Annotated in this window: 13 protein-coding genes and 5 tRNA genes; all 18 read left to right on the top strand. The window is 44.9% G+C overall.

Features of this window, described 5'->3' with window-relative positions; all coding sequences use genetic code 11:
• The first annotated feature begins 73 nt into the window (after window positions 1-73).
• The 18 genes from gspN to rplL all read left to right on the top strand — a co-directional run bounded on the left by gspN (window position 74) and on the right by rplL (window position 12,544).
• Window positions 74-817 (top strand): type II secretion system protein N, encoded by a 744-nt coding sequence (gene gspN, locus F897_RS01670; protein ID WP_005232542.1) that lies wholly within the window; start codon window positions 74-76, stop codon window positions 815-817.
• A complete protein-coding gene (locus F897_RS01665; RefSeq protein WP_005232540.1) occupies window positions 817-1,674 on the top strand; it encodes a type II secretion system protein N in 858 nt (285 codons plus the stop codon). Before gspN ends, F897_RS01665 begins: the two co-directional genes overlap by 1 nt.
• A gap of 38 nt (window positions 1,675-1,712) precedes the next feature.
• Window positions 1,713-3,962, top strand: a complete 2,250-nt coding sequence (gene gspD, locus F897_RS01660) for a type II secretion system secretin GspD (protein ID WP_005232538.1) — start codon at window positions 1,713-1,715, stop codon at window positions 3,960-3,962.
• 62 nt (window positions 3,963-4,024) lie between these two features.
• The gene (locus tag F897_RS01655) at window positions 4,025-4,684 is read left to right on the top strand and encodes an FHA domain-containing protein (protein ID WP_005232536.1); all 660 of its coding nucleotides are present in this window, start codon (window positions 4,025-4,027) and stop codon (window positions 4,682-4,684) included.
• Between the two features lie 78 nt (window positions 4,685-4,762).
• Window positions 4,763-5,431, top strand: a complete 669-nt coding sequence (gph, locus tag F897_RS01650) for a phosphoglycolate phosphatase (RefSeq protein ID WP_005232534.1) — start codon at window positions 4,763-4,765, stop codon at window positions 5,429-5,431.
• A 108-nt stretch (window positions 5,432-5,539) separates the two neighbouring features.
• Window positions 5,540-7,033 (top strand): anthranilate synthase component I, encoded by a 1,494-nt coding sequence (trpE, locus tag F897_RS01645; protein WP_005232532.1) that lies wholly within the window; start codon window positions 5,540-5,542, stop codon window positions 7,031-7,033.
• Between the two features lie 98 nt (window positions 7,034-7,131).
• Window positions 7,132-7,207 (top strand) — tRNA-Thr (locus F897_RS01640).
• A 56-nt stretch (window positions 7,208-7,263) separates the two neighbouring features.
• Window positions 7,264-7,347, top strand: a tRNA-Tyr gene (locus F897_RS01635).
• A 36-nt stretch (window positions 7,348-7,383) separates the two neighbouring features.
• A tRNA-Gly gene (locus tag F897_RS01630) sits at window positions 7,384-7,459 on the top strand.
• Window positions 7,460-7,480: 21 nt separating this feature from the next.
• A tRNA-Thr gene (locus F897_RS01625) sits at window positions 7,481-7,555 on the top strand.
• Window positions 7,556-7,706: 151 nt separating this feature from the next.
• The gene (gene tuf / locus F897_RS01620; RefSeq protein WP_004781663.1) at window positions 7,707-8,897 is read left to right on the top strand and encodes an elongation factor Tu; all 1,191 of its coding nucleotides are present in this window, start codon (window positions 7,707-7,709) and stop codon (window positions 8,895-8,897) included.
• A gap of 46 nt (window positions 8,898-8,943) precedes the next feature.
• A tRNA-Trp gene (locus tag F897_RS01615) sits at window positions 8,944-9,019 on the top strand.
• Window positions 9,020-9,095: 76 nt separating this feature from the next.
• Complete coding sequence (secE, locus tag F897_RS01610; protein WP_005232531.1) at window positions 9,096-9,536, top strand: preprotein translocase subunit SecE; 441 nt, start codon at window positions 9,096-9,098, stop codon at window positions 9,534-9,536.
• A 7-nt stretch (window positions 9,537-9,543) separates the two neighbouring features.
• Window positions 9,544-10,077: a transcription termination/antitermination protein NusG gene (gene nusG, locus F897_RS01605; RefSeq protein ID WP_005232530.1), complete on the top strand. Its 534-nt coding sequence runs from the start codon at window positions 9,544-9,546 to the stop codon at window positions 10,075-10,077.
• 117 nt (window positions 10,078-10,194) lie between these two features.
• Window positions 10,195-10,623 (top strand): 50S ribosomal protein L11, encoded by a 429-nt coding sequence (gene rplK, locus F897_RS01600; protein ID WP_004781668.1) that lies wholly within the window; start codon window positions 10,195-10,197, stop codon window positions 10,621-10,623.
• Between the two features lie 3 nt (window positions 10,624-10,626).
• On the top strand, window positions 10,627-11,322 hold the full coding sequence (gene rplA, locus F897_RS01595; protein ID WP_004781669.1) for a 50S ribosomal protein L1: 696 nt from the start codon (window positions 10,627-10,629) through the stop codon (window positions 11,320-11,322).
• 298 nt (window positions 11,323-11,620) lie between these two features.
• Complete coding sequence (gene rplJ, locus F897_RS01590) at window positions 11,621-12,127, top strand: 50S ribosomal protein L10 (protein WP_004781671.1); 507 nt, start codon at window positions 11,621-11,623, stop codon at window positions 12,125-12,127.
• A gap of 48 nt (window positions 12,128-12,175) precedes the next feature.
• A complete protein-coding gene (gene rplL, locus F897_RS01585) occupies window positions 12,176-12,544 on the top strand; it encodes a 50S ribosomal protein L7/L12 (protein ID WP_004781672.1) in 369 nt (122 codons plus the stop codon).
• The last annotated feature ends 37 nt before the right edge of the window (window positions 12,545-12,581 follow it).

Here is a 12,581-nt window from a genome sequence, read left to right as displayed (position 1 = left end):
GTGCATAATGTGATTATAAAATGACAAAACTATAAATTTAGGGGTTTCGATTGGATAGGTTGGTCGTGGCGGGATGAGCAATAAGCCGAAAACATTAAAATGGTTGATATTTGCAATTCTAGCCTTTTTTGTCTTTGTAATTCTGCAAGTTCCTGCAGCTTGGTTAATTTCAAAATTTTATAAGAATAATCAGGTCTTACATAATGTTAGCGGGAATATCTGGCAGGGAAGTGCGGACTGGAAAAAAGGTAATCTTCAGGGAAGTCTGAACTGGCAGGTTCGTCCTTTGGACCTGTTGTTGCTGAGATTAGGGGCGAATATTGATCTGCATAGCGGTAATACCCAGTTTTCGGGTGTGATGGGCTATGGTCTGAATAAAACTTTAACCGTCAAAAATCTTGAGGGACAACTTGCACCTGAAACTTTAAAGAAGATAGCTGACTGGCAATGGCCAACCAACCCGATTCAGTTTAAAGAACTTGATTTTAAATATAAAAAAGAGCAAGGCTTTAGCCATGTAGATGGCCAGATGCAGTGGAGCGGTGGTGAGCTCATTTACACGTTTGCCCAGCGTCAGGAGCGTATGAATGTGCCAGTTCTGAGTGGTCAGCTATCCGATGAGAATGGTCAGTTGCTGCTGGACGTGCGCGACAATCGCGATCAACGTATGTTGAGTATTAAACTGGATCCAAGCCTGATGCTGGATATTCAACTGACACAGCGCTTTTTACTCAATACCCCTTCTTATACCGGTAAAGCTGGACTGGATACTTATGTGATTAGTACCCGTCAGCCTTTAATGGGGGGCTTCAACTGATGGCAAGCCCACTTGATTATTTTAAAAATATTGATTTGAAACAGACAGAGCGTATCGCTCCAATTTTACTGTTTCTGCTGATTCTGTATTTATGCTGGAAATTGGCTGCTTTATTCTGGCTTCTGGTGGCTCCACCACAAGCGATGCAGATTGATCAGGTAGAACTGGGGTCACAACAGGCTCAAGTGCCGAACATTAGTGCCTTTTCACTATTTCAGGAAAATACTTACGCAACGAATACTGCTGAAACTGCCAATATTGTCTTGCAGGGGGTTGTGGTAGCGAGCCCAAGCTATAACTCTTCAGCAGTCTTGAAAATTAATGACCAGTCTGACCGTTATCGGGTCGGAGAAGTATTAGGGAATAGCGGTTTTACGCTGGCTGAAGTGTATTGGGACCGGGTGATTTTGCGTAAATCAAGCGGTGCTACCCAAGAAATCCTGTTTAAAGGGTTGGAAAATGGTTTAAACCAGCCAATCGTGCCGGATACCTCAGCAGCATCTTCAAATTCGATGCCTCCGACACATACGGAAAGTGATATGCCCGAACAACCTTCGCCACAGAGTGAAATCAATCGAGCCATCCAGCAGATGCAGGAAAATAAGGACCAGTATTTACAGAATATGGGGGTAAGTGCAGCAGAGGGTGGTTATGAAGTCACTTCACGGACACCGGCTGCACTGCGTAATCGCTTGGGATTAAGACCGGGAGACCGGATTTTGTCTTTGAATGGTCAGACCCTGTCACAAGGACAAACCGAAGCACAGTTACTGGAACAGGCTCGACGTGAAGGTCAGGTCAAACTCGAAATAAAACGTGGTGATCAGGTGATGACCATACAACAGGATTTGAAGTGATGTGTCATCACGCATAGGGTTAGGAAACACAAAAGTTTATGGCTTTATTTAATAATAATCGATCAGCATGGGCATTCTGTGTGGCCGCACCATTGGTTGCTATGGTCAGTACGGCAAGTTATGCGCAAACCTGGAAAATCAATCTTCGGGATGCAGACTTAACCGCATTCATTAATGAAGTGGCGGATATTACCGGTAAAAATTTTGCGGTAGATCCCCGGGTTCGAGGCAATGTCACGGTCATTTCCAACAAGCCACTGAATAAAAATGAAGTTTATGACCTGTTTTTAGGGGTCTTGAATGTCAATGGTGTAGTGGCCATCCCTTCAGGAAATACCATCAAATTGGTTCCAGATAGTAATGTCAAAAGCTCCGGGATTCCTTATGATGCACGTCATCGTGCGACTGGTGACCAGATTGTCACACGTGTGATCTGGCTGGAAAATACCAATCCGAATGACCTGATTCCGGCCCTGCGTCCATTGATGCCACAGTTTGCTCATTTGGCTGCTGTTCCAGGTACCAATGCACTGATTGTGTCGGACAGGGCGACCAATATCTATCAGCTGGAAACCATCATCCGTAATCTGGATGGCACGGGTCAGAATGATATTGAAGCCATTAGTCTGCAATCCAGCCAGGCCGAAGAAATGATCGAGCTGATTGACTCTATGGCAGCAACTGGTGCAGCTAAAGATTTGCGTGGTTCGCGGGTGCGGGTCATGGCAGATGTGCGTACTAACCGGATTCTGATTAAGGGTGATCCGGCGACACGCAAGCGCATTCGTCAGATTATTGAAACGCTGGATGTGCCTGCAGCAGACCGTCTGGGTGGCTTAAAAGTCTTCCGTTTGAAATATGCCAGTGCCAAGAATCTTTCGGAAATTTTGCAGGGATTAGTGACAGGGCAAGCAGTCAATACTGGTTTAGATAATTCTTCTTCTAGTTCGTCTTCATATAATCCGACTAATAACCTGAATAACAACAGTACTACTAACTCAAACAGCTCAACCGCATCCAATATTCAGCTCAATACTGGCATGAAAACCGAGCAAGGCGGGATTAGCAGCTTTAATGCCAATGGCGTCAGTATTATTGCGGATGCCACGCAGAATTCTCTGGTGGTTAAAGCAGACCCGCAACTGATGCGTGAAATCGAATCTGCCATTGATCAGTTAGATGTACGCCGTCAACAGGTTCTGATTGAAGCTGCAATTATTGAAGTAGAAGGGACAGATGCGGATCAGTTGGGTGTGCAATGGGCCCTGGGTGATATCAGCAGCGGAATTGGTCTGATCAATTTTGATAATTTTGGCACCAGCCTGAAAAATATTGCAGCGGGTTATCTTACTGGCGGTGGTACGGGTGCAGCGAGTACCGTAGGCGCAGGCAGTTCGCTAGTGATTGGTGATTATCGTGAAGGCAGTGATGGTTCACGCCGTTTATACGGCGCGATGATTCAGGCCTTAAAAGAAACCACCAAGTCTAATCTGCTGTCTACACCGTCGATTGTGACCATGGACAATGAAGAGGCTTACATCGTTGTCGGTGAAAATGTACCCTTTGTGACAGGTTCAGTTTCTACAGGAGCCGCAGGTGTTGCTAATCCTTATACCACCATTGAGCGTAAAGATGTCGGCGTAACCTTAAAAGTCGTGCCGCACATTGGTGAAGATGGTACGGTACGTCTGGAAGTTGAACAGGAAGTTTCAGATGTAAAAGCCAATAAGGGTCAAGCGCAAGATCTGGTCACTAGCAAACGTGCGATCAAAACCTCGATTCTGGCAGAACATGGACAAACGATCGTATTAGGTGGCTTGATTTCGGACAATACCAGTTATGGACGCCAGGCAGTACCAGGTCTGGGAGCAATTCCAGGGGTGGGACGTTTGTTTCGCTCAGAAGGTAAGTCTAATCAGAAACGTAACTTATTGATCTTTATCCATCCAACGATTGTGGGAGATAGAAATGAAGTGCGTAAACTGACGCAGCAACGTTATGGTCAACTCTATAGCCTGCAATTGGCACTCGATTCAGACGGTAATTTTGCCAAGCTACCGGAAAGTGTTGAAGATGTGTATCAACAGCGTATTCCAGTTTCCAAGACACCACTGACGAATTCGTCCTACCAGAATGTTCCGAGTGCGCCAACGCCGTCAGCCTCAGTAGTGGCTACACCGGTAGCAATTGAGCCGGGGATTCAGCGACAAGTGGTAGAGCAGCCAGTCCAGCAGGTTGAAAAAAGTAGAAATACCGTTACAACAACCACACTTAGACCCAAAAGCTAGACCATTCGCATTTGCATACAGCATGTTATGATAATGTCAAAGAGAATAGAGAAGTAGATTTCATGATTTGGAAAATACAGGCAATTACCGACGATTTGACCGGACAGGAAATAGCGATTGACCGTGACATGCTGGTGGGGCGTCATCAGGCGGCTGATATTGTGCTGCAGGCTGCGGAAATCTCGCGTAAGCATGCTGCTTTTCTACTGAAAGACGATGCACTGTGGGTACAGGATCTAGGCTCATCTAATGGCACTTTCGTGAATGACTTGCGTATTGAGCAGGAAACGCGATTAAAACAAGACGATGTAGTCCAGTTTGCCAGCTTGAAATTTCTGGTTTTTGAACCTGTAGCGCCTGTTGAAGTGGCGCCAGAAGTTGAAGAAACAGCAGAGCAAGTGGTTGAAGAAATCGAAACGGTTGAGAAAACCCCTGCCCAGCAGATGAATGATCAGGGTATTCCAGAATTGAGAGAGCGTGGTGCTTCAGTCAACTTGACCCGTGATGGTATGCCGACCAATGTAGGTATCCCAAAACCTGCGCCTATTGCTGAGGGTGTAGACCTGAGCTCAGTTAAGCCAGAACCAGCCCCAATTCCGGTGGAACAGCCTGTTTCTCGTGTAGAGCAGGAAAAAGAAGCACAGAAAAATGCATCTATTGGACTGATTTCACTGATCGTTCTGATTATTTTGGCGATTATCGCTTGGGTGTTGTTTAAATAAGCCCATGATTGGTTACAATCGAGGCATGCATCACGCATGCCTTTTTTATGGCTGCAAATAAAGAAAATGAGGGTCAGGATGTCAATTGCACAACTAGAACAACGTAAGCTGATTTTATTCGATCTGGATGGCACCTTGGTGGATTCAGCCCATGATCTGTATCGGGCCATGAATATGAGCCTGAATGTCTTGCAGCTACCACTGGTGACTGAGGAACAGGTACGGGTCTGGATCGGTAAAGGAACGTCCAAGTTCTGTGAAAGTGTACTCCAACATCTGGTGGGAGAAGTATTACCTGCCCAGCATCAGGAATTACTTACGACGTTCCTGGAAATTTATAATGCCGATCCTTGTGTAGATACCAAGCCATTTGATGGAATTATCGAGTTTCTGGAATGGGGTAAGGCTAATGACAAAAAACTGATCTGTGTGACCAATAAACCAGAAGAACCGGCACGCAGTATTCTGGATATCCTCGAAATGGCGAAATACTTTGATGACACCATTGCTGGTGATCGCTTTGCCGAGCGTAAGCCAGATCCGCGTCAGTTGTTGCATTGTGTGGAACATTATGGTGTGACCAAAGATCAGGTGCTGATGATTGGTGATTCGGTCAATGACATTGAAGCTGCGCGCCGTGCGGGTATAGATTGTATTGTAGTCAGCTATGGCTATAATCATGGTGAAAATATAGCAGACTGTGATCCTCAAGAAATTGTCGATGATCTACGTGAGTTGCTTGCTTAAATAAGGTACGAAGGAAATAAGATGAATAGTTGTAAGGTTTTTCGATGGCGTCGCTCAGTCCAATTCCATTTTCATACTGAGTAACTCCAATTTAAAGAGAAAAACCGAATGACAACGTCAGCTCAATTCCAGCAACTTGCATCTCAAGGCTACAACCTGATTCCTGTATACCGTCAGCGTCTAGCCGATACAGATACTCCTTTATCTATCTTTGCCCGTCTGAAACAACACCAACAGGCTTATCTGTTCGAATCTGTGGAAGGGGGAGAGAACTGGGCGCGCTATTCAATTATCGGTTTGGGTGAATCTACTGTGTTTTCCTGCAATGCAGGTGAACTCACAGTTCAGCATCCAGATGGCTCGATTGAAAAGCAGCATTGCAGCGATCCTTTCCAATATATTCGTGATTTCCAGAAGCAGTTTAAGGTGCCAACCCAGGCAGAGCTGCCAAGTCTGCCAAGCTTCACCGGTGGTCTTGTCGGTTATTTTGGTTATGACTCAGTACGTTATATCGAACCTAAGCTAAAAAATGTGCCTGAAGCCGATCCTGTAGGCTTGCCAGATATCTGGATGATGCTGTCCAAAACCGTCATCGTATTTGATAACCTGAAAGATACTCTGTTCCTGATTGTACATGCCGATGCAACGGATCCGGCAGCTTATGACAAAGCACAGCAGCAGCTGGATGAGCTGGAAAATATTCTGGCCACACCGGTAAGCCTGAAAGCAGAAAAACATACAGCACCGCATTTTGAGTCTTTAACTGGACATGACAACTTTATTGCCTCCATTGAAAAGGTAAAAGAGTACATTCGTGCCGGAGATGTGATGCAGGTCGTGCCAGGTCATCGTATGGTTTCTGATTTCGATGGTGAGCCTTTACAGGTCTATCGCGCATTACGTCACCTTAATCCATCGCCTTATTTGTTCCTGGTACAAGGGCAGACCCTAGAAAACAATACGCCGTTCCATATTGTGGGTTCTTCGCCTGAAATTCTTTCTCGTCTGGAAAATGGCATTGCGACTGTTCGTCCACTGGCGGGTACGCGTCCACGTGGCAAGACCAAAGAAGAAGATCTGGCACTGGAAAAAGATTTGCTGTCTGATGAAAAAGAAATTGCCGAGCACTTAATGCTGATTGACTTGGGCCGAAATGATGTCGGTCGTGTATCCAAAATCGGTAAAGTACAAGTCACTGATCAAATGGTGATCGAACGTTACTCGCATGTGATGCACATTGTGTCGAATGTACAAGGTGAAGTACGTGATGATGTCGATGCACTGGATGTTTTTAAGGCAACTTTCCCTGCGGGAACACTTTCTGGTGCGCCAAAAATTCGTGCCATGGAAATTATTGACGAAGTTGAGCCAGTAAAACGCGGAATTTTTGGCGGCGCTGTCGGTTATTTAGGCTGGCATGGTGAAATGGATATGTCGATTGCCATTCGTACCTGCGTGATTCGTGAAAATAAGGTCTATGTTCAGGCGGGAGCAGGGCTGGTTGCGGACTCAAATCCTGAGTCAGAATGGAATGAAACCCAAATAAAAGCTCGCGCAGTGATCAAAGCGGTTGAATTATCATCAAACGGATTGATTTTGTGAGTTTTTGGCGTTTTTTTTGAAAAAAACACTTGCACGGATTCTAAGTTTTGCTAAACTGCACACCGTTCCGATACGAAACGTACGAAACACTAGGAAACGCCGGCATAGCTCAGTTGGTAGAGCAACTGACTTGTAATCAGTAGGTCCACAGTTCGAATCCGTGTGCCGGCACCATCTTAGAGAGTTTGGAATGCGAAGTAAAGAACGACACTGATGTAAGTGTAAAAAATGGTGAGGTTCCCGAGCGGTCAAAGGGGGCGGACTGTAACTCCGCTACGAAAGTTTCGAAGGTTCGAATCCTTCCCTCACCACCAATTTTAAGACTTCAAAGTGGTAAGTACCAACATCGTGCGGGAGTAGCTCAGTTGGTAGAGCGGCAGCCTTCCAAGCTGCATGTCGCGAGTTCGATCCTCGTCTCCCGCTCCATTGTTTGAAGTACTAATATTTGCTCTTATAGCTCAGTGGTAGAGCACTCCCTTGGTAAGGGAGAGGTCTCGAGTTCAAATCTCGATAAGAGCTCCAGATTACAGTTTGGCAACGTGGTTGCAAAAATATTTCAAAAGCAGGCTATTTAGTCTGCTTTTCAAGTATTTGGTGTTTGGTTTTTTTTAAACGATATGTCGGAGCTGGGTTTTACTCAGAATTGTGTTCGACGTAAACGAGGAAGATTAACATGGCTAAGGCTAAGTTTGAACGTAATAAGCCACACGTTAACGTGGGCACAATCGGTCACGTTGACCATGGTAAAACAACTTTAACAGCTGCGATTGCAACTGTATGTGCTAAAAAATTCGGTGGTGAAGCGAAAGACTACGCTGCAATCGACTCTGCACCAGAAGAAAAAGCACGTGGTATTACAATTAATACTTCACACGTAGAATACGATTCTCCAACTCGTCACTACGCTCACGTAGACTGCCCGGGCCACGCCGATTATGTTAAAAACATGATTACTGGTGCTGCTCAGATGGACGGCGCGATCCTTGTATGTGCTGCGACTGACGGTCCAATGCCACAAACTCGTGAACACATCCTGCTTTCTCGTCAGGTAGGTGTACCTTACATCGTTGTATTCTTGAATAAATGCGACCTTGTAGACGACGAAGAGCTTCTTGAGCTGGTTGAAATGGAAGTTCGTGAACTTCTTTCTACTTACGACTTCCCAGGTGATGACACTCCTGTAATCCGTGGTTCAGCACTTGCTGCACTTAACGGTGAAGCTGGTCAATACGGTGAAGACGCAGTTGTAGCTCTTGTTGAAGCGCTTGACTCTTACATCCCAGAACCAGAACGTGCAATCGACCAAGCATTCTTGATGCCAATCGAAGACGTATTCTCAATTTCTGGTCGTGGTACAGTTGTAACTGGCCGTGTTGAAACTGGTATCATCAAAGTTGGTGAAGAAGTTGAAATCGTGGGTATCAAAGACACAGTTAAGACTACTGTAACTGGCGTTGAAATGTTCCGTAAACTTCTTGATGAAGGTCGTGCTGGTGAGAACTGTGGTATCTTGCTTCGTGGTACTAAACGTGAAGACGTACAACGTGGTCAAGTACTTGCTAAACCAGGTTCTATCAAACCGCACACTAAATTCGATGCAGAAGTATACGTACTTTCTAAAGACGAAGGTGGTCGTCACACTCCATTCCTTAACGGTTACCGTCCACAGTTCTACTTCCGTACAACTGACGTAACTGGCGCGATTTCTTTGAAAGAAGGCGTTGAAATGGTTATGCCTGGTGACAACGTAGAAATGTCAGTAGAACTAATCCACCCAATCGCAATGGACCCAGGTCTACGTTTTGCGATCCGTGAAGGTGGTCGTACAGTTGGTGCTGGTGTAGTTGCTAAAGTAACTGCATAATCATAGAATAGAAAATAAGCTGGAGTTTCGGCTCCAGTTTATCTACAGGCCAGTAGTTCAATTGGTAGAGCGTCGGTCTCCAAAACCGAATGTTGGGGGTTCGAGTCCCTCCTGGCCTGCCAAGTTTTTTTCAAAAGACGCTTGATGTCGGCAAAACTGGTCATATAATAAGTCGCGAAACCTACGACGAGTACAAAAATGTCGAATGATAAATCACGCGACGCATTAAGCGAAGCGGCAATTCCTCAAAGAAATAATCCTGCTGTAGATGTAAGTTCTAGTTCTCCATTAGACATTGTTCTATGGGTTATCGCCTTGATTTTATTGGTCGGTGCTATGATGGTAAACCAATACTTACCTGCATACTGGGCGCCTGCGAATGATATTTGGGTGCGCGTTGGGGTAATTTTGGCTTGTATCGTTGTGGCATTCGGTTTATTATACGCCACCCATCAAGGCAAAGGCTTTGTTCGTCTTCTTAAGGATGCACGAATCGAGTTAAGTCGAGTGACCTGGCCTACCAAACAAGAGACTATGACCACATCTTGGCAAGTCCTTGCTGTTGTAGTGATAGCAGCCATTGTTCTATGGTGCTTTGACTATGTTTTAGGCTGGTTAATGAAGTTTATTATCGGGTAAGAGAGCTATGAAACGTTGGTACATTATTCATGCCTATTCAGGTTATGAAAAACAAGTAATGCGTTCGCTTAATGATCGAATCCAGCGTAGCGCTGTTGCCGATAGCTTTGGTGAAGTCCTTGTTCCTACCGAAGAAGTGGTAGAAATGAAGGATGGCAAGAAGCGTAAATCAGAGCGTAAGTTCTTTCCTGGCTATGTATTAGTCGAAATGGAAATGAACGATGACACTTGGCATATCGTGAAAGAATGTCCAAAAGTGCTGGGCTTTATTGGCGGTACGGCTGAAAAACCGGCTCCAATTACGCAAAAAGAAGCTGATGCAATTCTTGCACGTGTACGCAATACTGGTGAAGCACCGCGTCCTAAGACCATGTTTGAACCAGGCGAAGAATTACTCGTAATTGACGGTCCATTCACTGACTTTAAAGGTGTGGTGGAAGAAGTGCTTTACGACAAGTCACGCTTAACGCTGACTATTAACGTATTTAACCGACCAACTCAGGTTGAACTGGAATTTCGCCAAGTCGAAAAAACAGTTTAATTTGTTCGGGTTGAAAACGCCTGATTTGCGTGCAAATCAGGCATTGTTATTGTAACGGTATCGTTACTTGAAATCATTGGGGAGCCTAGCGGCGTTTGCACCCAGAGGTAATTTGAAATGGCTAAGAAGATTGACGGCTATATCAAGCTGCAAGTTCCAGCTGGTAAAGCGAATCCATCTCCACCGATTGGTCCTGCACTAGGTCAACGTGGTGTTAACATCATGGCATTCTGTAAAGAATTCAATGCTGCTACACAAAAAGTTGAAGCTGGTCTGCCAATTCCAGTCGTGATCACTGTGTACAACGACAAGTCGTTCACATTTATCATGAAAACTCCACCTGCTGCTGTTCTTCTTAAGAAAGCTGCTGGTATCCAAAAGGGTTCTTCTGTACCTAACAAAACTAAAGTTGGTAAGTTGACTCGTGCTCAATTGGAAGAAATCGCGACTACTAAAGAACCAGATTTAACTGGTGCTGATTTAGACGCGCGTGTACGTACCATCGCTGGTTCTGCACGTTCTATGGGCTTGGAAGTGGAGCTATAAGACATGGCAAAGTTAACTAAACGTCAAAAAGCCATTGCTGCTGCTGTAGAAGCACAGAAAGTTTACACTTTAGAAGAAGCTGTAGAAGTTCTTACTAGCCTTCCAGCTGCGAAATTCAAAGAATCTTTGGACATCGCTGTAAACCTGGGTGTTGACCCTCGTAAATCTGATCAGGTTGTTCGTGGCGCGACTACTCTTCCTGCAGGTACTGGTAAAACTGTACGCGTAGCTGTATTTGCTCAAGGCGCTGCTGCTGAAGCTGCGAAAGAAGCTGGTGCAGACGTTGTTGGTTTCGACGATCTTGCTGAAAGCATCCAAGGCGGAAACCTTGACTTCGACGTAGTGATTGCTGCTCCTGATGCAATGCGCGTTGTTGGTAAACTGGGTACGATTCTTGGTCCACGTGGCTTAATGCCAAACCCTAAAGTGGGTACTGTAACTCCTGACGTTGCTACTGCAGTTAAAAATGCAAAAGCTGGTCAAGCACGTTACCGTGTAGACAAAGCGGGTATTATCCACGCTGCGATCGGTCAAGTAGGTTTCTCTGCTGAAGCTGTTCGTCAAAACGTTGAAGCTCTTGTAGCTGACCTTAAGAAAGCAAAACCTGCTACTTCTAAAGGTGTTTACATCCAAAAGATCACTCTAAGCTCTACTATGGGTCCTGGTCTGATCGTTGATGTAGCAAACGTTTCTAAATAAGTTTTAAACTTATACAGAATTTTAAAGCCCTGAGTAAAAATCAAAGCGCTGCTTTGATTTTTACGCAAGAAACGCTCCGTCTCTTGCGAACTTAGGCAGACTTTGAATTGATAAATGTAAATTTATCAGCGTCAAAGACCTCAGGCGAGGGGAGTTTTATGCTTCTTTCTTAATATTTCAGCCTGCGTAGACGCGGTGGTGTGATTTGTTCATCCTCCGCGTGTGATTTCAGAGATGAATTCACGAATTGGGAGTGTGCTTGTATCAGGCACATAAATCACCGTTAGGAGGTTTTACAATGGCTCTTCTTATTGAAGGCAAAAAACAGATCGTAGCTGAAGTAAGTGAAATTGCTTCTACTGCATTTGCCGCTGTTGTTGCTGACTACCAAGGTTTAACAGTTGAGCAATTAACTGCTCTTCGTGTTGAAGCTCGTAAACTAGGTGTTAAAACACGTATCGTGCGTAACACTCTGGCTAAACGTGCTCTTCAAGATACTCAATTCAATATCTTGAACGACAGCCTTGTTGGCCCAACAATCTTAGCTTTCTCGACTTCTGAAGACGACATGGGTGCAGCTGCACGCTTGTTCGAAGAATTCGCAAAAACTAACAAAGCATTCGAACTTAAAGCTGCTGCATTTGATGGCAAAGTTTACGAAGGTGCTGAAGTTAGCGTAATCGCGAACCTTCCGAACCAAGAAAAAGCGCTTACTATGCTTGCAAACGTTCTTCAAGCTCCTATTTCGAAATTGGGTCGCCTTATTACTGCGCTCAAAGAGAAAAACGAGTCAGAAGCTGCATAAGCTTAAATTTATTTCCACACCATTCAATTTCCATTTGGAGTTATTCTCATGGCTTTAACTAACGAAGAAATCCTAAACGCAGTTGCAGAAAAAACTGTTCTTGAACTTGTTGAACTAATCTCTGCTTTCGAAGAGAAATTCAACGTATCTGCTGCTGCTGTTGCTGTTGCTGCTGCTCCTGGCGCTGCTGCTGCTGCTGAAGAACAATCAGAATTCAACGTTGAGTTGACTTCTTTCGGTGCTAACAAAGTTGCTGTAATTAAAGCAGTTCGTGAAGCTACTGGTCTTGGCTTGAAAGAAGCTAAAGACATGGTTGAGGGCGCACCTACAGTTCTTAAAGAAGGCGTTTCTAAAGAAGAAGGCGAAGAGCTTAAGAAAAAACTTGAAGAAGCTGGTGCTACAGTTACTCTTAAGTAATTTCTTAAAGGAGCCGGTTTTTTATAATCGGCTCCAA

Source organism: Acinetobacter variabilis, from assembly GCF_000369625.1.
Classification (GTDB): Bacteria; Pseudomonadota; Gammaproteobacteria; order Pseudomonadales; family Moraxellaceae; genus Acinetobacter; species Acinetobacter variabilis.
This window is presented reverse-complemented; position numbering and strand designations above follow the sequence as displayed.